The organism is Micromonospora sp. A202 (genome assembly GCF_006715105.1).
GTDB lineage: Bacteria > Actinomycetota > Actinomycetes > Mycobacteriales > Micromonosporaceae > Micromonospora > Micromonospora zamorensis.
On the sequence record NZ_VFMP01000001.1, the window covers coordinates 6520908 to 6542602 of the forward strand.

Annotated in this window: 20 protein-coding genes, 3 tRNA genes and 1 pseudogene; 14 read left to right on the forward strand and 10 right to left on the reverse strand. The window is 68.7% G+C overall.

The window, feature by feature from the left end; genetic code table 11:
- Positions 1-7: 7 nt before the first annotated feature.
- Positions 8-856: an NAD(P)H-binding protein gene (locus FBZ33_RS30215; protein WP_141911782.1), complete on the reverse strand. Its 849-nt coding sequence runs from the start codon at positions 854-856 to the stop codon at positions 8-10.
- A gap of 72 nt (positions 857-928) precedes the next feature.
- Between FBZ33_RS30215 and FBZ33_RS30220 the strand changes: the two genes are divergently transcribed.
- The 4 genes from FBZ33_RS30220 (at position 929) to FBZ33_RS30235 (ending at position 4402) form a co-directional block, all read left to right on the forward strand.
- The gene (locus FBZ33_RS30220) at positions 929-1867 is read left to right on the forward strand and encodes an AraC family transcriptional regulator (RefSeq protein WP_141911783.1); all 939 of its coding nucleotides are present in this window, start codon (positions 929-931) and stop codon (positions 1865-1867) included.
- 91 nt (positions 1868-1958) lie between these two features.
- Positions 1959-2429, forward strand: coding sequence for a TspO/MBR family protein (locus FBZ33_RS30225; protein ID WP_141911785.1), 471 nt, complete (start codon positions 1959-1961; stop codon positions 2427-2429).
- Between the two features lie 526 nt (positions 2430-2955).
- A complete protein-coding gene (locus FBZ33_RS30230) occupies positions 2956-3684 on the forward strand; it encodes a helix-turn-helix domain-containing protein (protein ID WP_141911787.1) in 729 nt (242 codons plus the stop codon).
- A gap of 58 nt (positions 3685-3742) precedes the next feature.
- Positions 3743-4402 carry a dihydrofolate reductase family protein gene (locus FBZ33_RS30235; protein WP_141911788.1) on the forward strand — a complete coding sequence of 220 codons (660 nt, stop codon included), beginning with the start codon at positions 3743-3745 and terminating at the stop codon, positions 4400-4402.
- 80 nt (positions 4403-4482) lie between these two features.
- Here FBZ33_RS30235 and FBZ33_RS30240 read toward each other — a convergent pair whose 3' ends face one another.
- On the reverse strand, positions 4483-5094 hold the full coding sequence (locus FBZ33_RS30240) for a TetR/AcrR family transcriptional regulator (RefSeq protein ID WP_141911790.1): 612 nt from the start codon (positions 5092-5094) through the stop codon (positions 4483-4485).
- 207 nt (positions 5095-5301) lie between these two features.
- Between FBZ33_RS30240 and FBZ33_RS30245 the strand changes: the two genes are divergently transcribed.
- From FBZ33_RS30245 to FBZ33_RS33560, 4 genes and pseudogenes are all read left to right on the forward strand, one after another.
- A complete protein-coding gene (locus tag FBZ33_RS30245) occupies positions 5302-5904 on the forward strand; it encodes an NADPH-dependent F420 reductase (protein ID WP_141911792.1) in 603 nt (200 codons plus the stop codon).
- 25 nt (positions 5905-5929) lie between these two features.
- On the forward strand, positions 5930-6910 hold the full coding sequence (locus tag FBZ33_RS30250) for a zinc-binding dehydrogenase (protein WP_141911794.1): 981 nt from the start codon (positions 5930-5932) through the stop codon (positions 6908-6910).
- Between the two features lie 34 nt (positions 6911-6944).
- Entirely contained in the window at positions 6945-7853 is a 909-nt protein-coding gene (locus FBZ33_RS30255; RefSeq protein WP_141911796.1) for an NAD(P)H-binding protein, read from the forward strand.
- Between the two features lie 562 nt (positions 7854-8415).
- Positions 8416-8631, forward strand: a pseudogene (locus tag FBZ33_RS33560) (transposase); the annotation flags it as partial.
- A gap of 69 nt (positions 8632-8700) precedes the next feature.
- Here the strand turns inward: FBZ33_RS33560 and FBZ33_RS33565 are convergent.
- Complete coding sequence (locus FBZ33_RS33565) at positions 8701-10440, reverse strand: phospholipase (RefSeq protein WP_141911800.1); 1740 nt, start codon at positions 10438-10440, stop codon at positions 8701-8703.
- Between the two features lie 293 nt (positions 10441-10733).
- Between FBZ33_RS33565 and FBZ33_RS33860 the strand changes: the two genes are divergently transcribed.
- Positions 10734-11243, forward strand: a complete 510-nt coding sequence (locus FBZ33_RS33860) for a tyrosine-type recombinase/integrase (RefSeq protein WP_370453114.1) — start codon at positions 10734-10736, stop codon at positions 11241-11243.
- A gap of 89 nt (positions 11244-11332) precedes the next feature.
- On the opposite strand, the gene FBZ33_RS30275 is transcribed toward FBZ33_RS33860, so the two are convergent.
- Together FBZ33_RS30275 and FBZ33_RS30280 are read right to left on the reverse strand one after the other, a co-directional pair.
- A tRNA-Arg gene (locus tag FBZ33_RS30275) sits at positions 11333-11405 on the reverse strand.
- A gap of 35 nt (positions 11406-11440) precedes the next feature.
- Positions 11441-11531: transfer RNA gene (locus FBZ33_RS30280), tRNA-Ser, on the reverse strand.
- A gap of 145 nt (positions 11532-11676) precedes the next feature.
- Between FBZ33_RS30280 and FBZ33_RS33570 the strand changes: the two genes are divergently transcribed.
- Entirely contained in the window at positions 11677-13062 is a 1386-nt protein-coding gene (locus FBZ33_RS33570) for a hypothetical protein (protein ID WP_255509076.1), read from the forward strand.
- 4 nt (positions 13063-13066) lie between these two features.
- Here FBZ33_RS33570 and FBZ33_RS30290 read toward each other — a convergent pair whose 3' ends face one another.
- Positions 13067-13837: a CPBP family intramembrane glutamic endopeptidase gene (locus FBZ33_RS30290; protein ID WP_088950679.1), complete on the reverse strand. Its 771-nt coding sequence runs from the start codon at positions 13835-13837 to the stop codon at positions 13067-13069.
- Positions 13838-13982: 145 nt separating this feature from the next.
- Between FBZ33_RS30290 and FBZ33_RS30295 the strand changes: the two genes are divergently transcribed.
- Positions 13983-15098, forward strand: coding sequence for a globin domain-containing protein (locus FBZ33_RS30295; RefSeq protein WP_141911801.1), 1116 nt, complete (start codon positions 13983-13985; stop codon positions 15096-15098).
- Between the two features lie 68 nt (positions 15099-15166).
- Here the strand turns inward: FBZ33_RS30295 and FBZ33_RS30300 are convergent, their stop codons facing one another.
- Positions 15167-16696 carry a peptide deformylase gene (locus FBZ33_RS30300; protein ID WP_141911803.1) on the reverse strand — a complete coding sequence of 510 codons (1530 nt, stop codon included), beginning with the start codon at positions 16694-16696 and terminating at the stop codon, positions 15167-15169.
- A 331-nt stretch (positions 16697-17027) separates the two neighbouring features.
- Between FBZ33_RS30300 and FBZ33_RS30305 the strand changes: the two genes are divergently transcribed.
- The gene (locus FBZ33_RS30305) at positions 17028-17804 is read left to right on the forward strand and encodes a hypothetical protein (RefSeq protein WP_088952084.1); all 777 of its coding nucleotides are present in this window, start codon (positions 17028-17030) and stop codon (positions 17802-17804) included.
- A 6-nt stretch (positions 17805-17810) separates the two neighbouring features.
- Here the strand turns inward: FBZ33_RS30305 and FBZ33_RS30310 are convergent, their stop codons facing one another.
- Positions 17811-19640, reverse strand: coding sequence for a hypothetical protein (locus FBZ33_RS30310; RefSeq protein ID WP_255509077.1), 1830 nt, complete (start codon positions 19638-19640; stop codon positions 17811-17813).
- Between the two features lie 213 nt (positions 19641-19853).
- Between FBZ33_RS30310 and FBZ33_RS30315 the strand changes: the two genes are divergently transcribed.
- Entirely contained in the window at positions 19854-20564 is a 711-nt protein-coding gene (locus FBZ33_RS30315; RefSeq protein ID WP_141911805.1) for a class I SAM-dependent methyltransferase, read from the forward strand.
- Positions 20565-20626: 62 nt separating this feature from the next.
- On the opposite strand, the gene FBZ33_RS30320 is transcribed toward FBZ33_RS30315, so the two are convergent.
- The gene (locus FBZ33_RS30320) at positions 20627-21169 is read right to left on the reverse strand and encodes a YbhB/YbcL family Raf kinase inhibitor-like protein (RefSeq protein ID WP_141911806.1); all 543 of its coding nucleotides are present in this window, start codon (positions 21167-21169) and stop codon (positions 20627-20629) included.
- A gap of 143 nt (positions 21170-21312) precedes the next feature.
- Here FBZ33_RS30320 and FBZ33_RS32995 point away from each other — a divergent pair, with 143 nt between their 5' ends.
- Complete coding sequence (locus FBZ33_RS32995; protein ID WP_157744092.1) at positions 21313-21468, forward strand: hypothetical protein; 156 nt, start codon at positions 21313-21315, stop codon at positions 21466-21468.
- A 94-nt stretch (positions 21469-21562) separates the two neighbouring features.
- Here FBZ33_RS32995 and FBZ33_RS30325 read toward each other — a convergent pair.
- Positions 21563-21652: transfer RNA gene (locus FBZ33_RS30325), tRNA-Ser, on the reverse strand.
- Positions 21653-21695: the final 43 nt, after the last annotated feature.

The following is a 21695-nucleotide window of genomic DNA, read 5'->3' on the forward strand; positions in this document are numbered from 1 at the left end:
GCAACTCTCATGATGTCTGTCCCTTGTCCCAGACGCCGGTGGCGGCGGTGTCGGTGGCGTAGTCGGCGAAGTCGCGGGGCGGTCGACCCAGGGCGCGCTGGACCCCGTCGCCCAGATGGGAGTTGCGCCCGTCCAGCACGGTCGTGAACAGGTACATCAGCAGCTCCACGACCCCGGGCGGCGTGCCCTCCGCAGTGAGCGCCGCCGCGTAGTCGTCGGGGGGCACCTGAACGAAATCGATACGGCGGCCCGTCGCTGCGGAGATCTCGGCGATCGCCTCAGCGAAGGTGAGCAGCCGGGGACCGGTCAGCTCGTAGACCTGCCCCGCGTGCCCGTCCTCGATCAGGGCCGCCACGGCCACCTCGGCGATGTCGTCGACGTCCACGAACGGCTCGGGCACGTTCCCCACCGGCAGGACGACCTCGCCGCCCAGCACCGGCTCCAGCAGATAGTCCTCGCTGAAGTTCTGGCTGAACCAGCTGGACCGCAGGATCGTCCACTCGACCCCGGCCGACTGGACGAGTCTCTCGCTCGCCCGTGCCTCGTCCTCACCGCGACCGGACAGCAGCACCAGCCGGGAGACCCCGGACGTCACCGCAAGCTCGGTGAACGCCCCGACCGTCTCGGGCGCGCCCGGCACCGCCAGGTCCGGGTAGTAGGACACATACACCGATCCGACCCCCTGAAGGACCGGCGCCCAGGTCGCCCGGTCCGCCCAGTCGAACGGCTCCGCAACGGAGCGGGAACCTGCCCGAACAGGCACTCCGCTCCCCTGCAGCCGCTCCACGATTCGGCGGCCGGTCTTGCCGGTTCCACCGAGTACCAGAACCGTCTTCCGCTCTCGTTCCTTCGTCATAGGGATCATTGAAATGCAGCGGGGTGAGACTGTGGATAGCCAAAGCTCGCGACTCTGTGTGTAATCGTCTACGTGGACGCAGTCGCCAGTCTCCTCAACGGACCCCGAGCCCAGGGCGCGTTCCTCCTCCGCTCGGTCCTGACCCCGCCCTGGTCGATGCGGATCGAGGACCAGGCGCCACTCACCCTGGTGGCCATGCTCCACGGTGACGCCTGGGTCCTCGCCGACGAGAGTGCCGCCGTACGCCTCGGTCCCGGCGACCTGGCGATCATTCGCGGCCCCGACCCCTACACGGTCGCCGACGACCCGGCCACGGCGCCGCAGGTCATCATTCATCCGGGCCAGCTCTGCACGACCCCGGACGGGCAGGAACTGCCCGAGATGATGGAGCTGGGCGTACGCACCTGGGGCAACAGCCCGGACGGCCCGACAATGCTGCTCACCGGCACCTACACGATGCGGGGCGAGGTCAGCCAGCGGCTCCTGAGCGCACTGCCACCGCTGCTGGTGGTCGCGGGCCACTCCTGGGACTCCCCGTTGGTCCCGCTGCTGGCCGCCGAGATCGTCAAGGACGACCCGGGGCAGGAAGCGGTCCTCGACCGGTTGCTCGACCTGCTGCTCATCGCCGCGCTGCGCGAGTGGTTCGCCCGACCTGCGGCCGAAGCCCCCGGCTGGTACAGAGCGCACAGTGATCCGGTCGTCGGCCGGGCTCTGCAGATGCTCCACAACAACCCGGCCCAACCCTGGACCGTCGCCTCGCTGGCCGCTAGGACCGGGGTCTCCCGGGCGGCGCTGGCCCGCCGCTTCACCGCGCTCGTCGGCGAACCGCCCATGTCGTACCTCACCGAGTGGCGGCTGGCCCTGGCAGCCGACCTGCTCCGTGAGCCAGGAGCCACAGTCGGCGCCGTCGCCCGGCACGTCGGCTACGGCAGTTCCTTCGCCCTGAGCACGGCCTTCAAACGCATCCGCGGTGTCAGCCCGCGGGAACACCGACTGGCTGTCGGACAGTAGCGGGCATCGGCATCGAGACGGCGCTGCCGGCCGGACGTTGGGTCGGTAACCGGGCGCGGTTGATCCGTCGCAGGCCGGGTAGCTGAACATCATGCGACTACCAACCCTGGTCAAGACCGCAGCGGCGGTCGCCGTGACGGCCGCCGCAGGAGCGACGGTCACCGACGCTTCCTCGCGCTGGTACCAGCGGCTCCGCAAGCCGACCTGGCAACCCCCACCCGTGGCGTTCCCGCTGGCCTGGACGCCGCTCTACGCGCTGATCGCAGTAGCCGGCGCCCGTGTGCTGGACCGCACCAGCGAAGCCGACCGCGCCGCGTTCACCCGCGCCTACGCACTCAATCTGGCCCTCAACTTCGGGTGGAGCGCGCTGTTCTTCAAGGCCCAGAAGCCTGCCGTCGCGCTGGCCGAAATCGCCGCGCTCAACGCCTCCAACTTCGTGCTGCTTCGCCGCGCCTCGCAGACCGACCGCGTTGCGGCCGTCGCACTGGCCCCGTACGCCGCGTGGACACTCTTCGCCACCGCCCTCAACGGAACCATCGTCCGTCTCAACGCCAACAGGTGAGCAGATCGGTCAACACCCGAGCACCGACGGAAGCGCCACCGCCGACCGGACCGGAGAGGCCGAAGCGAAAATTGGGGAAAGAAGAAGGCCGTGACCTCGATCTTCCAGGTCACGGCCTTGATCATTGGTGCGCCCGAAGGGACTCAAACCCCTACCCTTCTGGTCCGTAGCCTCGGCGAGGCTGTCCGACTCGGTGCAGGACGGTCGTCAAACTGCTGATCGCGACGCTCTACTCGTACGCTGCCGCGTCGGCCGGTCCAGCCCTTTTGCTGTCATCGGTTGCTGCCATCGCCGCCGCGGTTGCTGTCAGCTCGGCAAGCAGCTCATCCGAGGGGTGCAAGGGCGCCAGCAGGCTACGGACGCATGCCGTGCCTGCGCGGCCGGTTTCCCCGCCTCCTCGACGATTCGGACCGGCCCCTCACGGAACTCCGGTCGTACTTCTTGCGCTTCTGAAGGTTGTCGGTCCTGATTGTCGACGTCGCTAGCCTCAGGAGGGAACCTCGGCAGATTGAAGACGGAGAAGGCCATGGCGTTGCGGTTCGAGCATCGCGACACCGAGATCGACGTGAGCCTCGTCGACCGCGTGTGGCGCACCCGCTCTGACGCGGAGGAGACGATGACGTCCGCAGCACGCACCTGCTGGCATCTGATCCTCTCGCGGGCGCAGGGACGCCTACTCGCCAGCCTGCGCGGGCCAGAAACGAGGGCGACTACGGCACCGGTCCCGCCGGGCACCGAGTTCCTCGGGGTCCGGTTCGCATTCGGCGCGGTTCTTCGGCCGCATCCTGCAGCCTCGATCGTCGATGGGTACGTGCCGTTCCCAGTGACGGAATCGGGCAGGATCGTCATCGGCGGCGAAAGCTGGGAGGCGCCGACGTTCGAGAACGTCGAGCATTTCGTCCGGCGATTGCAGGACGCAGGTCTGCTGGTGCGATCGCAACTCGGGGACGACGAGCAAATCGCCGAGCATCCCGAAGCCAGCCCGACCGAGCGAACCCTGCAGCGTCGCTACCGCGCGATCATCGGACTGTCGCAAACCGCCGTAAGGCAGATCGACCGCGCGAACGCCGCAGCCACGATGCTGCGCGACGGCCTTGACTGGCGCGCAGTCGTCGAGACGTTGGGGTACTTCGACCAAGCCCACCTCGCGCATGCGCTGCGTCGCTACGTCGGATGCACCGCACGCGAGCTGCAGGCGGACCACTTTGCCGCGATGTCGTTCCTGTACAAGACCCACCCTGGGCCCGGCAGCTAGCGTCCGTCTGCCAGCCAGCCCTGGCCGGCTGTACGCAACCAGAACTTGAAGGAAAACCGTGCTACTCAGCGTCAACATCTTCGTCAGTCTCGACGGCGTCATGCAAGGACCCGGAAATCCCGACGAGGACCGCTCCGGCGGCTTCGACCGCGGCGGGTGGCTCGTTCCGCACGCCTCGACGCACACCAACGAAGTCGTCGAGAGCTGGTTCCGTGAGGCCGACGCGTTCCTCTTCGGCCGCACCAGCTTCGGCCTGCTCGGCGGGTACTGGCCGAAGGTCACCGAACCTGACAACCTGATTGCCGCCAAGCTCAACCCGCTGCCAAAGTATGTCGTCAGCTCTACGCTGACCGACGATGAAGCCGATTGGAACCCGACGACGGTCCTACGCGGTGACCCGGCCGACGAGGTACGCCGCCTCAAGGAGCTTCCCGGCAAGGAACTCCAGGTTCACGGAAGCTGGAAACTCGTGCAGACGCTGCACCAGACAGGACTCGTCGATGTCTACCGGCTACTCCAATTCCCGGTCATCGTCGGCACGGGAAAGCGCCTGTTCCCGGACGGATCGACGCCCGCGACGTTCGCAACCGTCGAAGAGGGCTCGCGCGTACTGCCCAGCGGCGTCGTCTCGCTGACCCTCAACCCCACGAGCCTCGGCGCGATCTCCGCAGGCGCGTACACGGTCGACGGAGGGCGCTCGGCGACGGTCCTCGACTGACAACGGTGCCCGACCGGCTTCGAGGGAGCGCGGGAACGGTTGCTGGTTGCCGCACTCAACAGCACCGACTGAGCGGCCGTTCAAACCTGCTTGAGCCGAGAGTTGTTCGCCTTGAGGATCTCGTCCGCCAGGGCGGGGGAGGACCTGACGACCGCTCGCGAGACGACGAGCGCGCCGACCATCTGGCTGAACAGAGCAATGGCCTGCTCGCGGGCCTGTCCGGCATCCAGGTGAGTGCCGGACTGACTGGCGTTCTCAAGCACCATCTCTGTGATGACACTGAAGAAGCCCTCAAGCCCGTGCTGGTACTCGGATTGGGCCGCGACGCCTTCACGTCCGACGTCCGTGACCAACGCGGCGGACGCGCAGCCGATTTCGGGATGGTCACGGTGCTCGACGGCCAGGTACTGGTCGAAGATGTGATCCAGGGCCGCCCGGGCCGAGCCGGGATGTTCTTCGCGGATGCCGGCCAGGTTGCCGAGGGAGGTGCCGAAGCCCTGCCGGATGACTTCCAGGGCGAGCTCATCCTTGGAGCCGAAGTGATTGTAGAAGCCGCCGTGCGTCATCTCGGCGGCCTTCATCAGCTCGGCGATGCCGATCCCGTTGACACCGTGGGCCCGGAAACCCCGACCTGCGGCCTCGATGATCCTGTCGTGGTTGAGCTTCTTCCGCTCCGGCGTGAGGCGGGGCACGTGAGTCTCCTTCCCGGGCGGGTGGCGCACCCGAGCCACTGCTGAACAGGGCCGACGCCACCCGAACCTTCGATGATACCCATCATCAATGACGCCGTCACGTCGGCACCCACCTTGACAGTAACGATGTCAACCATCATTATTCCTTTTGATGACGATCGTCATCGTAAGAGGCCTCAAGGGGTCTGCAACGGACAGAGGTTGGGTATGGACGTGGGAACGATCGGGGCGGGTACTGTCGCGCAGGCCATTGCCAGCCACCTCGTGGCTGCGGGCCACCGCGTGATGCTGAGCAACAGCCGCGGGCCGGCGTCGCTGAACGAGGTCGTGGCCGGATTAGGGCCGCTGGCCAGCGCCGGCACGGTCGCCCAAGCCGCGGCAGCCGACATGGTGTTCCTCGCCGTCCGGTGGAGCGATGTACCGACTGCGCTGGCCGGTGTGCCCGCCTGGAAAGGGCGCATCCTGGTGGACGCCACCAATCACATCGTAGGTCAGACGCCCGCCGACCTCGCCGATCTCGGCGACGAGACCAGCAGCGAGATTGTCGCCCGCCACGCCCCCGGCGCGCGGGTGGTGAAGGCCTTCAGCACCTTGTATGGGCAGTACATCGCGGCTGATCCCCAGCACGCCGAGGGCCGTCAGCTCCTCTTCTGCGCCGGAGATGACACCGAGGCGAAAACGCTCGTCCAGCAGACGTTCGAAGCCGTCGGCTTCGCGCCGGTAGACGCGGGGCCGTTGCGCGAAGGCGGCCGTCTCATGCAGGTCGGAACGGGTCCGCTCTCTGCTCTGCACGCTCTCAAACAGGACTGACCCCCAACATCCGACGGGAGATCCAGTGAAGGCACTGGCCTATGAGAAGGCCCACCCGCTCGAAGAGTTCGCCCTGAAGCTCACGGATACGGACGAACCGCAGATGCGTGAGAGCGATCTGCTGATCGAGGTTCGGGCCGTGGGCGTCAACCCGGGCGAGGCGTCCGTCCGAAAGCTGCGCAGTGCACCCCCGGGTGGGCGGGTCATCCTCGGCTGGGAGTTCGCCGGAGTGGTGGCCAGGACAGGATCGGCGACGCAGGGATTCGCCGTCGGAGACCGCGTCATGGGGACCGGAGACGTCACCCGGGACGGCTGCTGGGCCGAACGCCTGGCGGTTGACCACCGGGTCGTCGCCCGGATTCCGGATCAGCTCTCCTTCGCCGATGCCGCCTCCTTGCCGATCGGCGGCCTCACCGCCTCCGAAGCCTTGTTCCGGGACCAGGACGGCCTGCCCACTGGGGTCGAGAACGTCCTGGTGGTAGGCGGCGCCGGAGGCGTGGGCTCGCTGGCGACGCAACTGCTCAAGAGCAAGACCTCCGCCCTGGTGCTCAGCACGGCTTCCCGGCCTGACTCCCGCGAGTGGTGCACGGCCATGGGGGCCGACCTGGTGCTCGACCACACAGCGGACGTCGCCGGCCAGCTGCGGAACGCGGGCGTCGACCGGATCGATCTGGTGCTCTCCACCAAGGGAACCGCCGCCAACATCGGCTGGATCGCCGACGTCCTGCGGCCGTTCGGCCATGTGGCAACCACCGACCTCACCGGCACCACCGACATCGAGCCCCTGATCCAAAAATCCGTTTCCCTGCACGTGGAGATGGTTTTCAGCCGGGTCATCGCCGGCCACGACCTCCACCGCCAAGGTCAGATTCTTGCCGATCTGGCGGGCCACGTACGTCCCATCGTGACGACGCACCTGCACGGTCTCACTGCGGATTCCATGCGGGAAGCTCACCGGCTGGCCGAAAGCGGACGCACCATCGGCAAAACCGTCATCAGCGTCTGAACACCGATCGAACCTACAGAAAAGGAATCGACACATGGAAAAGCTGCTCGTCACTGGAGCCACGGGAAACCTGGGCCGCCTGACCCTGCAACTCCTCCTTGAACGCCTGCCCGCCGAGCAACTGGCCGGGCTTTCCCGCAGCCCCGACCGGGCAGCCGATCTGACTGAGCGTGGTGTGGACATCCGCCAGGGCGACTACTTCGACTATGCCTCGCTCGTACGGGCCTTCGACGGCGTGGACAAGCTCCTGCTCGTCTCGGCGGTGGCCTTCACCGATCGAAACACCCAGCACTACAACGCCATCACGGCCGCGAAGCAGGCCGGTGTTAAGCACGTGATCTACACGGCGATCCAGCGCGACGAGGACCTCGGCATCAATCAGGTGGGCGTCACCGAGTCCGACGTCTTTACGGAGCAGACCCTGCGTGCTTCCGGACTGACCTACACCATCCTCCGTAACCCGATCTACCTCGACTATCTGGAGCAATACCTCGCGGCCGACGTATACGAGAAGGGCCTGCGAGTTCCCCCCGGCGAGGGCACTATGGCGCCCGCGCTGCTGCGCGACCTCGCAGCAGGCAACGTGGCCGTGCTCACCCAGGCCGGCCACGAGAACAAGACCTACACGCTCAACGGCAGCCAAGCGGCGTCGTACCGGGACATCGCCGCCACATTGAGCGAGATCCACGGCCAGCCGGTCCCCTACCTGCCCGTCCCGGTTGAAGAATTCCTCGAAAGTTACCTCCAGAAGGACGTTCCCGGCCCGGTCGCCGAGTTCCTGACGGCCTGGGTCGCAGGTGTCGGCCTCGGATCGTTCAGCAAGCACACCGACGATCTGGAGCGGCTGATCGGGTACCGGCCCACCGGCTACCGCGAATTCCTCGAGAAGAACTACCCGGCGGTTGGTCCGGGAACGACGAATGAATCGGCGCGCAGCGCGTGATCGCCCAGACCAGCTCGGAGCCTCGCAAGCCGTCCGGTAGTGGGCGGCGCTCTCCCAGACGGGGTAGTTGAGTAACGCGCCGGCTCTACCGGTGCCGGCCCGGAACCGCGCAGAGACGAACCTCGGCGCCGACCTGAACCGACGCAGGACATCACCCCGGTAGGCAACCCGATCCACACTCTGGTCCGGGGACAAGTGCTTCGTAAGCATCGCCCAGGAATTGCGGCAGGCGCCCGTGCCCGACGGGGTCGGGCGATCCACCTCTGAGGCGGCAGTTGGGGAGGTCCTCGCAGCGGCTTCACTTACCCACGCCGACATCCGTCTTGCCGTTCAGCAAGACCGCATAGCCCATGACATGCACCGCCAGGTCGCGGCGGTCTGGCTCGCTGGCCGAGGAGTGGGGCTAGTGACGGTGAGGTAGATCGCCTACGCATCGCCTGCACTGCGGTCCCGCTGCACTCGGACGGCCGACCAGGGGAAGACCACCGCTTTCTGCTGGCCTGAGAAATGGCGGCCATCGCAGATCCTTCGGATTGTCTGAAGATCACGAAGGAGACCTGCGATGGCCGCAGAACCGAGTCTGAACGTCGCACAGCTGCTGCGCGAGCACCTTCAATCGGCGAGCCCTGATCTGTTGCGGGCGATGGTGAAAACGTTCGCTGACGTGCTGATGTCCGCCGAGGTCGACGCGGTCTGCGGCGCCGAGTACGGCGAACGCAGCGATGAGCGAACCAACTCGCGTAACGGCTACCGCCACCGCCGCTGGGACACCCGGGCTGGGACGGTCGAGCCTCTCATACGCCCGGGCCGCTCCATATCCTGCTTCTGGTTAGGCATTCAGCGTTTTTCATCCTCTGTAGGTCGGGTTCTCGAAGTGGTACGGCGGGAGGACGGGCTCCTCCCAGTTGATCAGGGCGGCGGCCTTCGACCACTTCCACTGCAGGTCGAGGAAGGCGGTCTTCAAATGCTCCGCCGCGGCGGCATCCTCGATGAAGAAGCCGTGGTCCTGGGTGGTGTCGGGGTAGACGTTGCGGGAGCCGATGTAGAACGCCACGTCGTCGACCATGACTATCTTGGTGTGCAGCCGGTATTTGTAGCCGCCGGGCCAGGTCGGCTCGGCCGAGACACGTAGCGGGGCAAGCTGCAGATTATTGGCCAAAAGGGCTATTGCTCGATCGTGCCCACCGGTTCTCAATCGTGCGCGCTGATACAGGACCGCGTACGACTCGTCCAGGTGGGACGTGTTCGAGTAGTCGGGCCGGCCGGGATTGCTGATGACTATCCGGACCTTCACGTCCGCCTGCATCCGGAGGATCAGGGCGTCGATCAGTCGGACGTCGAACAGGGCATGGAAGAGCGGGAACTGGTTGAATCCGCAGATGTCCTGTTGGGAGAGGACGACGTTCCTCTTGGCGTTCGCGATCAGGACCCGCAGGGCGTTCGCGTCCGGGTTGACCGTCATGAAGTCGCGGTCGGTATTGGTCTCGTTGTTCGAATTGTCTAACGGGTAGGTGCAGGCGGCCTGTTCCAGATCGCCGGCCAGCAGCGGCTGATAGGTGGTCGCCTTCTCGTCCCGCTCTTTGATCCCGTATCCCAGGCTGCCGACCGCGAGGACGGTCAGGTTGCCGCAGGCCTTCGGCGCGACACCCTTGTACAGGTTGGGGATGCACCCCGCCACGTCGTCGTTTTTGGTCGCCAACCAGACCCGCCCGCCGTAGTTTTCGTACTCTTCGGTCAACGCGGTGGCGACGGCCCAGGTCCACAATTCGTCCAGGAAGCGGCCGGCCGAGGCGGCCGCGGGGCCGGACAGCACGATGTCCGCGTCGGTCACCGGTGCGGTGCCCCCGAAGCCCCGATAGCCGAGCGTCCCGTCCTCGATGTAGTAGTTGGTCATCCAGTTGATCCCGCCGTGGATCACGACCTCGCCGTCGACCAGCACGAACTTGGTGTGGTTGTACGAGCTGATGCCCCGGGTCGTCATCGCGGCGACGTTGATGTCGACCACGCCTTTGATGTCGACCAGGCCGGCCGCGCGCCCGGCGGCCTCGATCGCCTGCATCAGCTGGTTGCGGAAGACCCACGGGTCGGCGGTCCAGTCGATGCCCAGCACGCCGGTCAGCACCCGCACGGTCAGCCGCCGGCCGGCCTTCTTCGCCCCGACGGCGGCTTCTCCCAGGCCCGCGCCCATGACCTCGGCGAACTTCCCGTCCGGAAAGGCCCCCGCCGGAGAACCGGGCAGGCTGGGCACGCCGAAGCTGGTGATGTCCACGGTGCGCTGGGCTTGGGCGATCGTGGTCCGGATCCGGTCCAGCAGGGCCGTGACGCCCGGCTTGGCGCTCGGGACAGTTGTCGAGCCCCAGCAGTTGGGGACCTGCAGCAGCCACGGTCCCGGAGCCTCCGGGAGGGGGCCGAGAGCGTTGCCGTCGGTGCGTTCCCAGATCCGCCCTCGCATGCCCGGTGACACCTCCTTGAGTTCGGCTTCGATGGCGTCCAGGAAAGGGGTCTCGACCCTCGACGGCTGCATGCGCGAAATCCTTTCACAAAGTAGCGGTGCGATTACCACGCGAATGTTGAGAGTGGACAGCATTCACACTGGTTGCCCGAAGGCGCACGCGCCGACCACCCGGCTGGCACCCGCCAGCACCAGCGGATGCCACCCGCTTGCGCCTCAGCGGCACCGTGCGCTTGACGGGAGCGGGGAAGTGGTACGCGGCTTACCGGAGGGTCTCCTTGGCCCCGCCGAGCAGGGACGCGACCGGCAGGGACTGGTTGCTGTTCATCTTCCGCAGCCGCACCGTCGTCGGATACCACGTGATCGAGGGAGAACCCAAAACAGACGCGAGCACCCGTGCTGTCACCCTCGACAAACACACCGTGGCCGTGCTCCGCAAGCACCTACGCCGACAACGTCAGCAGCAAGCCGTCCGCGAGGCGGCAGGCAGAGCCTGTTACGAAAGCGGTTACGTGTTCATCAGCCCCCGACGGCAGGCCGCTGCACCCCGGATACGCCACGCGGCACTTCACCCGACTCGTCAAGCGAGCCGACATCCACCGATCCGCCTGCACGACCTCCGCCACGGCACCGCATCTCTCGCTCACCAGGCCGGTGCCGACCTCAGACCCGTTCGAGACCTACTCGGCCACGCCAGCATCGTCACCACCGCCCACACCTACACCAGCGTCCTGCCATACGCCCACTGCAAGTGCGCCGAGGCCACAGCCCGCCTGGTCCTCGCCGTAGCCCGCCGCACCCGCGAAAGATCAAAAAGAGGGACCAGAGCAACCGCCCCAACCCCAAAAGAAACAAGCACACCACCCACAAAGCAGCGTTTACCCCCCACAAAAGGGCAGGTCAACACCTATGGGACCCAAGATGATTACAGAAAGTGACGGCGCCCACGCGACAGCCACTGTCCAAGCGGGACGATCAACAAAAACGCCTGACCGCGTTTCCGCAGGTCAGACGTCTGATGATCTTGTGCGCCCGAAGGGACTCGAACCCCTAACCTTCTGATCCGTAGTCAGATGCTCTATCCATTGAGCTACGGGCGCTCGTGCTCAGCCAGTGTACACACCTGACTTTCGCGCGGAGACTCCGGGATTCGAACCCGGGAGGGGCTTTAAGACCCCAACCGCATTAGCAGTGCGGCGCCATAGACCAGACTAGGCGAAGTCTCCCTGGTGGCCCGTAGACCACCGCGCCCGAGGATACAGGTCGCCACCCACCGGGAGCAAAACGACTTCCGGGGTACGCCCACCGGGACCGCCCGCCCTCGTGTTTCACCGCTGTGCGGCGGCGGGATCGGGACTACGCTCCATCGATATGCAGGAGCAGCCGCCCAGCGAGCCGACCCGTCGAGAGCCTGCTGAAAGAGCGCGTCGGCGCTCCCCGCGGGCCACCTTCACGCCGCCGACTGCCGCCGAGCAGCCCGCCGAGACGGCGGTGCCGCCGCCAGCCGCTCCGGCGAGCCAGCGCCCCCGCCGGGCGAAGCCCGCCCCGGCGGTGCTGTTCCAACCCCCGGATCCGGACCGGCCGCTGCCACGACAGCCCAGGCGCGCCCCGACCAGCGACGCGGGCGCCGAGCAGCCACAGCCGCCGACCGGCGACGCGAACGGCGACCGACCAGCTCCCCCGAGCGTCGACGCGAGCACCAGCCAGCCAGACCCGGCGAACGCCAAGCAGGCAGACCCGGCAAACGCCGAGCAGCCACGCCCGGCGACCCCCGACCAGCCACGCCCGGCGACCCCCGACCAGCCACGCCCTGCGACCGACGACCAGCCGAGCCCGCAGGCCGCCACGGCAGCCACCGACCCACCACGACAAGCAGCACGCGTCGAGCCCAAGGCCCGGACCACCTCCGTTCGCAAGGCCGCCCCGAAGAAGGCAGCCGAGACCACAGTCGAGGTGACCCCGACCACACCGGCACCCCGCAAGCGCGCCAGTCCCACCAAACGCACGGCATCCCCTCGCAAGACCACCGCGCCGAGGAAAGCCGTCCCCGAGCCCGCGGCCGAGCAGCACACGCCGCTGGCATCTCCCGCCGGGCAGCAGGTCGAGCCCGCTTTGGCGCGTACCCCGGAATCGGAGCTGCGGGCGGTCGCCGCGCGCGTGCTCGACCACCCGGGCTTCGCGCCGGAGCTGTTGGCTCTGGCGGCCGTGCGGGCGCTCGGGCCCGGCGCGGCCGACTGGGCAGGGCGGTTGCGTGCCCGCTATCCGGACGCGCCGGCGGACGGCCTGGCCCGGTTGGCCACCCGGCGGTTCGTCCGTTCGGCGGGCGCGGGTGGGGCGACGGCGGCCCTGGCCGGGTTCTTCGCGCCGCTGGCCGAGCTGACGTCGGTGCTGTGGACGCACGCCAACCTGGTGCTGCACCTGGCCGCGGCGTACGGCAGGGATCCGGCGCATCCCGACCGGGCCGTAGAGCTGCTGGTCCTCACCCAGGTGCACCCGGACGCGGCGAGCGCGGAGGCGGCCCTGGCTGCCGCGCAGGCGGCGGGCGACCCGGTCGAGGGGGCCTGGCCGCGGGCTGCGGAGGCCGCCTGGCGGCTGGCCGCCCCGCTCACGGCGCAGGCCGGTGGCTGGGTGGCGTTGCGGCTGGCGGCCCGGTTGCTGCCGGGCGCGGCGGTGCTGGCGGCGGCGCTGGGTGACGCGGCGGCGGCCGACCGGCTCGCGTCCCGAGCGGTGGCCGTCTACCGGCCCGACCGGCGCTGAGTCGTCAGAGCCAGTCGAACCATTCCCGGGGCAGCAGCGCGTAGCCGACGAAGGCGACCACGTCGAGCAGGGTGTGCGCGATGATCAGCGGCATCACCCGCCGGGTGCGCAGGTAGAACAGGCTGAACACCACGCCCATCACCGCGTTGCCGACGAACGCGCCGAAGCCCTGGTAGAGGTGGTAGGAGCCGCGCAGCAGGGCGCTGGCCGCGATGATCGCGGCGAGCCGCCACTGGAGTTGGCGAAGCCTGGTGACCAGGTAGCCGACCACGATCACCTCCTCCAGCACGGCGTTCTGCACGGCCGCGAGGATCAGCACCGGGACCGTCCACCAGACCTGCGGGAGTGCCGCCGGCACCAGCGTGGCGTTGATGCCGAGCTGGGCCGCCACCCAGAACAGGGCCAGCCCGGGCAGGCCGATCAGCGCCGCCAGGCCGGCACCACGGGCCAGGTCCTGACCGGGCCGCCGCGCGTCCAGGCCGAGCGCCCGTGCCGGGTCGCCGGGGTCCCGGGTGAGCAGGTGTACGGCGAGCAGCACCGGAAGCAGCGCGAACACGATGCCGAGCAACTGGTAGGTGAGGTCCAGCCAGGGTCGGCTCGACGCCGAGGTGTTCAGCGAGGCGGTCTGCTTGGAGAGCGGACCCTCGGCGGTCAGCTTCGCGATGATCGAGACCACCGCGTAGACCGCTGACTGACCGAGGGAGAGGCCGAGGACCAGCAGCGTCTCGGTGCCCAGCAGTCGGCGGGACACCGGGCGGGTCAGCTCAACGGTCACCGCACCACTCTGCCCGACGGGCGGCGCCCGGGGCACGGCCGACCGGCCAGCATGAGCCGATCGCACATTCTGTGCGACCAGTCGACACTCTCCGTGGAGATTCTATGGGCGCCCGATCCGCCGCCGTCTGGAGAAGGAGCGCCCCGTGGACAACCTCGCGCGGTTGCTGAAGGAGAGCTGGACCCTGGTCGAGGACGACCGGGCCCGGCTGACCGACCACTTCTACGCCCGAGTGTTCCTGCTCGACCCCGCGCTGCGGCAACTCTTCCCGGTGCAGATGACCGGCCAGGGCGACCGCCTGCTGGAAGCGATCATCGCGGCCATCCACACGGTCGACGACCCGGAGAGCTTCGACGAGTTCCTCCGGGCGCTGGGCCGCGACCACCGCAAGTACCACGTCGATGACCGGCACTACGCGACGATGGGAGTCGCCTTGCTGGACGCGCTGCGCAGCACCGCCGGCGACGGCTGGAACCTGGAGTACGACCAGGCCTGGCGCGAGGCGTACGCCGCGATCGCCGCCCTGATGGTGGCCGGGGCGGAGGCCGACGACGGCCCGCCGTTCTGGCATGCCGAGGTGCTGACCCACCAGCGGTACGGCCCGGACACCGCCGTGCTGACCTGCCGGGCGTTGCAGCATCCGCTGCGCTGGAAGGCGGGCCAGTACGTGAGCCTGGAGGTGCCGCGCCACCACCCCCGGGTGTGGCGGAACTACTCGGTGGCGAACGCCCCGAACGACGACAACGTGCTGGAGTTCCACGTGCGTTCGCCGGGTGCCGGCTGGGTTTCCGGTGCGCTGGTGCGTCGGGTGCGACCGGGCGAGCTGCTCCGCCTCGCGGCGCCGATGGGGTCGATGACCCTGGACCGCTCCTCGGAACGGGACATCCTCTGCGTGGCCGGCGGGGTCGGCCTGGCGCCGATCAAGGCCCTGGTGGAGGAACTGGCCAGCTACAACCGGACCCGCTGGGTGCACGTCTTCTACGGCGCCCGGCAGGCGGGGGACCTGTACGGCCTGGCCGGTTTGCAGGAGCTGGTGGCCGTACACCCGTGGTTGTCGGTCACCCCGGCGTGCAGCGAGGACCCGGACTTCGACGGTGAGCAGGGCGACATCGCGGACGTGGTGGCCCGCTACGGCCCGTGGACCACGCACGACTGCTTCGTCTCCGGCTCGGCCCGGATGGTCCGGTCCACCCTGCGGGTGCTCGCCGCGGACGACGTGCCGCCGCCGCAGATCCGCTACGACACCTTCGGTGACCTCTAGACGTTCCTCCCCCCACACCGGGGCGCGTGCCCCTGCCCCCTGGGGCACGCGCCCCGGTCCCTCGTTGGTCAGTAGCGCCAGGGGTGCCCGGTCTCGCGGTATTCCTCCACCGGCACCAGCGGCACGCCGGGCGCCATCCGGTCGACGTAGAGCCGCCCCTCCAGGTGGTCGATCTCGTGGGCGACCAGCCGGGCCATGCCGAACTCGAACGAGGTGATGACCCGGCTGCCGTCCCACTGGGCGTGCTCCACGTCCAGTCGGAGCGGGCGGGGCACCAGACCCCGGAAGTCGAAGAAGGAGAGGCAGCCCTCGTACTGCTCGTCGGTGTCCGGGTCGGCGTCGACCACCCGGGGGTTGAGCAGCACGACCGGCTCCGCCGAGCGATCCGGCGGCCGGACCACGGCCACCGCCCGGTCGATGCCGAGCTGCGGGGCGGCCACCCCCACCCCCTTGCTGAACGGGTGCAGCTCGTCGAGCCGGGCCAGGGCCGTGACGAGCCGGTCGACCAGGTCCCGGGCAACCGGCTCCTCCACGGGCAGGTCGAACGGCCGGACGCGTCGGCGGAGCAGGTCGGCGCCGCGTTGCACGATGCCGAGCCCGCGCATCCGGTCGCTGGGCCGGACCCGGACGCCGCCGGGGCCGCTGTCGGGTTCGGTCTCCGGTCGGGCGCGGAAGCGCCACTGCATCCGGTAGCGGGCGTTCAGCGGTGGGTCGTCGGTCTGCCAGTCGTAGATCGCCCGGTCGGCCTCGTCGTGCCGTTGCGGGGCCGTCCGCAGCGGGCCCTCCTCCGCGGAGAGGGAGGTTTCCACGCCCCAGACCTGCGGGTCGAGCCTCACCGGCAGGTCCAGGCGTACGGCGAGCTGCCGGGTGGGCAGCCGGACGGCGCGTTGGAACCAGGGGCCCCACTTCTCGTGCCCGACGCTGTACGCGTACTCGATGGTGGCCCGGTCGCCCGGGTAGAGCGGGAAGCGCCGTTCCCCGTTCTCGAAGAGCAGCCAGATCTCCTTGAACGCGTCCCGATCGTGTTTGGCCCGCCAGTGCATCGGCTCCGGGTCGCCGCCGCCGTCGTCCCTGCGGGCCTGCAGTTGCAGCTCGGCGAACGTGAGCGGGTGCTCCCGGTGGTGCCGGTTGGAGCGGCCGGGGTCGTTCGGGTAGCGGTCGACGGCGACCCTGGCCAGGTAACGGGTGACGGGCTCGGTGCCGGCGTTGTACAGCTCGCGGTGGATCACGCACCGGTAGCCCTCGTCGATGTGGGTGAGGGAGGCGAGTTCGCGCTCCACGACGAGGCCGGTGCCCGGCGGCAGCCACTGACCGGGCAGGTACGGCTCCCGGTGTGGTTGACCGGCGCGGGCGTGCCGCAGGTCGTCGTACTCCCGGAAGCGCTGCCAGATCGCGCCGCTGGCCTCCAGGACGGCCTCGGCGCGGCGGGCGAAGTCCTCGGTCGGACGGTGCCGGCGCCCCTCGACGTGACTCACGTAGGAGGGGTCGAACCCCATCAGGACGGCCAGTTGCTTCTTGGACAGCCCCCGCCCGGTCCGTTGCCGGGCGAGCTCGGCCGCGAAGGAGTCGGCAGCCCGTTCGAGGGGTGAGGTCGTCATCAGCATCCTCGTGGCCGGGGCTATAAGTTTCACGTTCTGTGCCCGAGCACACACGCATCTGGCACCTTGCCGACACACTGCTTGACAATCCACCGACAAACGTCGATCCTCTGGCAACGTTTCCCCGTGTTGACGCCGGGTAGTACGCGAGGCACGGAGCGCTGTTCCCGCCGGAAAACCGGCGTGACCTGGGCCTCCCGATATGGCCAAGGTGAGGCTTCCCTTAGACCAGAGGGCATGGTTAGGCTAGCCTTAGCTCAGGACGGCACTGGTCGTCCGCCGAGGTTCGCTCCTCGGTCACGCGGACGGGGGACCTCAGGTGACAGCGGTGCTGCCGAGGCGCGACGCCACCGCCACGCCACTCGCCCCCGTCACCGCGGCGCTCCGTGCCATGTTCGGCACCGACGACCTTCCCGGGCTCGCCCGGGGCCTGGTGGTCGAAGACGAGCTCGGCTGGGCGCCCGCCACCACCCTGATCGACGGCAGCCGGCTGCCAGAGCTGCTGAACGGCGCCGCCGTCCGCTGGGGTGGCACCCCGCACGCCTGCGCCGCGTTGGCCTGGAAGTCGTACAGCTACTGGACCGCACTGCCGGTCGTGCTCGGCTGGGCCTCCGCCCGGCGGGTGCCGCTGCTCGACCCGGCCGACGTGCTGATCCACTTCGAGGACCACCGGCAGCTGCTCACCATGGGCCTGCGCCGTGGCATCACCGTGGCGGTGCTGCCGAACGACCCACTGGCGCTCGCCGGCCTGCCGGAGGTGCGGGTCGTCGCCGACGAGGCGGAGCTGCTGGGCGCACTGCGAGCCTCCCTGCTCGACGCCCACCTGGCACCGCTCATCACGGCGATCCAGTCAGAGGTGCGGGTGGGCACCCGGACGCTGCTCGGCTCGGTCGCCTCCGGCATCGCACACGGCATCCTGCGGGCCGCCGACAACCTGCCCGGCTCCACGGTGCAGAGCATCGACACCCTGCTCGGCGCACTCGACCTGGCCGACCTGATCGAGCTGGTGCCGGGGCCGACCGGTGAGCCGAGCGTGCAGCGGCGCACCTGCTGCCTCGCCTTCACCCTGCCGCGGCCGAAGGTCTGCCAGGGCTGCTGCGTCCGCTAGTGGGATTCAGTCGGTCAACGGCCGTACGTCCCACACCCACGCACCGCCGGTGAAGACCGGCTGGATCCCGGTCAGCTCGGTCATCCCCCGACGCAGCGCGGCCTCGTGCTCCTGCGGGCCGAGGATGACCACGCCGGCCCGCCAGAACCGCAGGTCGTCGACCGCCTTGACCCGGGCCTGCGGGGTGATCGGCGGCACCGCCCCGGTACGTCGGATGGTGGAGAAGAAGCTGCTGGTGGGGCGCGGCGTGGCACCGAACAGGGCGACCTTGGGAGGGTCGGCGTTCGGACGGGTGTCCGGGCCCAGGAAGTAGCCACGAGCCAGCGGCATGTCCAGCCGGGTCTCGGCGGACCAGCGCAGCGGCTCCGCGTAGGTGGTGTCCGGCAACGGCAGGGTCACCACACTGCGCCCACCGGTCACGTAGGGACGCCAGGCCCCACTGGTCACGAAGGTCGGCACCGGGTCCAGATGGGCCACGGGCAGCGGAGTGGGCACGATCGGCAACAGGGCCATCACGAGCACTGTGGCGGTGACGAAGCGGATCTGCCCGCGGGCGGCCGGGTGCGAGCGGGCCAGCTCGTGGGCGCGTTGCGCACCGAAGGCGAGCAGCAGGCCGACGATCGGGGTGATCGCCAACGCCCACCGTGTCGGCACGACCGAGTGCAGGATGGGCAGGTTCTCCAGCGCCGCCCAGGGACCGGGCACACCCGTACCCCGGTTGTCGAAGCGGACCTCGCGGCCCAACGAGAGCACCGCGAAGAGCAACCCGAGCGCGGCGAGCGCGAGCACCACCACCGAGCGGCGCATCCACCACACCAGGGCGATCACCAGCACCACCAGCGCCCAACCGAAGAAGCTGTTCTCCTCGGTCGGGTTCTTGGCCAGGCCGGCTGCGGTGCGCGGGCTGCCGGCGAGTGACTCCCGGGAGTACGCGACGAACGATGCGAGGTCGCTGGAGTAGCCACGGATCAGACGGGACAACCCGGAGTACGCGCCCGGCCCGAAGAACTGCACGTAGAGCGGGTACGCGAGCAGCAGCCCGGAGACCCCGGCGGCGACGGCGAGGCCGGCGAGGAAGGGCGGGATCCGCGATCGCAGCTCCGGGCGGCCGAGGGCGAGCACGCCGACGACCACGCCGAGCCCGATCGCGGTCATCAGCAGGATCTCCAGGTTGAGGAAGGCCTGCCAGACGATCACGAGCGCGAGGAGGACCCCGTTGCGCAGCCAACGGCCCGGTTCACCGAGTCGCAGCGTGCGCCAGATGATCAGTGGCACGACGAACTGCGACACGATGTTCGGATGCCCGTTGGCGTGCGACACCATGGCGGGCGCGTACGCGCAGAAGCCGGCGCCCAGCCACGCGGGCCCCCGGGTGCCGATCAGGACCCGGGAGAGCAGGAAGTACCAGGCTGTGGCGGTGGCAATCATGCCGAGGGTGAGAAAGACCAGGAATGCCGCCCGAGGCCCGAACAGCAGAGTGATCGGGGTCAACGGCAATGAAATGGATAATACGGACGTATTAGCCATCAGATTCACGCCGTCCGGGACGTTCATCTGGTCGGAATGGAATGGATATGCAAAATGCGTCACGACCCGCGCACCGTGCGCCATCATCCATTCGAACTGCGACTGATCTGACTGGTTGTCCCGCACATCACTGCCCGGGTCCAACCAGAGCCGACCGGTGACCCAGAAGCCGAGCAGCACGAAGCTCAGCACGGCGGCCAGATCGGCCCACTTCCCGCTGCGGGACGGCCGAGCATCACCAGAGGCCCCCTGCGCCGACGACGCGGCGGCCGGACCGTCGCTGGGCACGTCCGGTTCGGGAGTAGTCATGACAATTCATAGGGTAGTCAGGGCCTGGCGCTGCCGTGACATGTTTCGGGGTACTGCCGTACTATGTGCCGGGTTCGCCGACCGCCGATCACGAACCCACCCCCCGACCACAATTCGGCCACCCCCGATGCCCCGATTCTTCTGCCGTCCCAGCGGATGATTCACTCTGTCGGTCCAGGCACGGGTCGAGTTCATATCGTGAGGAATCGACGCATGGCAGAAATCACTGGGGATCAGCGCGTGCAGTCCGAGGTGCTGGAAGGCCTGGCCACCGCTGTCAACCACCGTCGCTGGTTCATCGAACTGGCCGTGCCGTACCTCGGCGACGACCCGATCGAGATCGGCAGCGGCCTCGGTGACTACGCCCTGGAATGGTCGCAGCGGCTGCCCCGGTTCACGGCCACCGAGGCCGACCCGGACCGGCTGCTGCAGCTCAAGGAGCGCCTCGCCGAACGGCCGAACATCGACGTCCGGCAGATGCTGCTGCCGCACGAGGACGGGGGCGACTACAGCGCCGCGGTCTCGTACAACGTCCTGGAGCACATCGAGGACCACGTGGGCGCGCTGCGCAGCATGCGCGACCTGGTCCGACCCGGCGGCGCCGTGATCATCATCGTGCCGGCATTCCAGTTCGCGATGGGGCCGGCCGACATCGCCACCGGGCACGTCCGCCGCTACACGAAGAAGACGCTCCAGGCGGCGATGACCGAGGCCGGCCTGACCGTCGAGAAGATCCACTACGCCAACGCGCTGGGGCTGATCGGCTACTTCATGGCCACCAAGGTCTTCCGGCTGATGCCGAAGGAGGGCCCGATGGTGAAGGTGTACGACACCGTCGTCCTGCCCGCCACCAAGGCCGTCGAGCAGCTCGTCCGGCCCCCGTTCGGGCAGTCCGTCTTCGCGGTGGCCCGCGTTCCGTCCTGACCCGCCACCCCCGCGATCTTGCACTCTGTTTCGCCAGCACGTGCAAGATCGCGGGGTACGGATCACTCCTTGATCTGGTACGTCGGGCGGATCACCGCTCGGGCCAGGGTGTGGAACGTGAGGTTGAAGCCGACGTAGGCGGGCGTGGCGTCCGGGGTCAGGTCCAGCCGGTCGACGTCCACGGCGTGCACCGCGAAGACGTACCGGTGCGGGCGGTCACCAGCCGGCGGAGCCGCACCGCCATAGCCGTGCTGGCCGTAGTCGTTGCGGACCGAGAACGCCCCGCCGAGGTCCGTGCCCGCCGCGCCGTCGGCGCCGCTGGGCAACTGCGTGACGTCGACCGGCAGGTTCACCAGCACCCAGTGCCAGAGACCGCTGCCGGTCGGCGCGTCGGGGTCGTAGCAGGTCACCGCGAAACTCTTCGTCTCGGCGGGGAAATCCGACCAGGTCAGCTGCGGCGAGACGTCGTCACCTCCGACGCTGTCATGCGCGTGCCGGACGTCCATGGGCTCGCCGTTCTGCACGTCGTCACTCGTCAACGTGAACGAGGGCAGCGTCGGCAGCAGCTCGTACGGGTCCGGGGCAATCGGTCGTTCCAGGGTCATCGGGACGCGTCCTTCCGGTGTGCGGAGTTACCAGCCCCTTCTTACCCCGCCGCAGCCCCTCCAACGACCGGAAGTACGCGCTCACCGAGGGTGGTTTGCCAGAGCTACCGTTGAAGTCGGGCAACGTTCCTCAGGGGGACACCGTGGCCGGCATCTGGCGGGACTTCGTGGCAGCGGTCTTCACCGCGTTCCGCCGCCGTGACGAGCAGGCCATCGCCGAGGAACGCCGACGCGCGGTGGAGCGACTGGCCGAGGAGACGATCCGCGAGGCCCGACGGCCGACAGACCCGCCGGAGTGACCGGCCCATGACCCACCCGCCTTCAGGCGGTATCCAGGGCGCGCCGACACGCCGATTTCATGGCAACCGAGTCGATCAGCGATCGCGAGCGTCGTGGCGGAGGGTGTGGGATTCGAACCCACGAAGACATCGCTGCCTTACCGGTTTTCAAGACCAGCGCCATCGGCCACTAGGCGAACCCTCCCAGGCCGCCACCCGCAGGCGTACGGCCACGCATAGTCTGCCAC

Coding starts and splice junctions, on each gene's coding strand:
- FBZ33_RS30215 (WP_141911782.1), bottom strand. CDS start 856: ATGACGAAGGAACGAGAGCGGAAGACGGTTCTGGTACTCGGTGGAACC.
- FBZ33_RS30225 (WP_141911785.1), top strand. CDS start 1,959: ATGCGACTACCAACCCTGGTCAAGACCGCAGCGGCGGTCGCCGTGACG.
- FBZ33_RS30230 (WP_141911787.1), top strand. CDS start 2,956: ATGGCGTTGCGGTTCGAGCATCGCGACACCGAGATCGACGTGAGCCTC.
- FBZ33_RS30245 (WP_141911792.1), top strand. CDS start 5,302: ATGGACGTGGGAACGATCGGGGCGGGTACTGTCGCGCAGGCCATTGCC.
- FBZ33_RS30255 (WP_141911796.1), top strand. CDS start 6,945: ATGGAAAAGCTGCTCGTCACTGGAGCCACGGGAAACCTGGGCCGCCTG.
- FBZ33_RS33565 (WP_141911800.1), bottom strand. CDS start 10,440: ATGCTGTCCACTCTCAACATTCGCGTGGTAATCGCACCGCTACTTTGT.
- FBZ33_RS33570 (WP_255509076.1), top strand. CDS start 11,677: ATGCAGGAGCAGCCGCCCAGCGAGCCGACCCGTCGAGAGCCTGCTGAA.
- FBZ33_RS30300 (WP_141911803.1), bottom strand. CDS start 16,696: ATGACGACCTCACCCCTCGAACGGGCTGCCGACTCCTTCGCGGCCGAG.
- FBZ33_RS30310 (WP_255509077.1), bottom strand. CDS start 19,640: ATGACTACTCCCGAACCGGACGTGCCCAGCGACGGTCCGGCCGCCGCG.
- FBZ33_RS30315 (WP_141911805.1), top strand. CDS start 19,854: ATGGCAGAAATCACTGGGGATCAGCGCGTGCAGTCCGAGGTGCTGGAA.
- FBZ33_RS30320 (WP_141911806.1), bottom strand. CDS start 21,169: ATGACCCTGGAACGACCGATTGCCCCGGACCCGTACGAGCTGCTGCCG.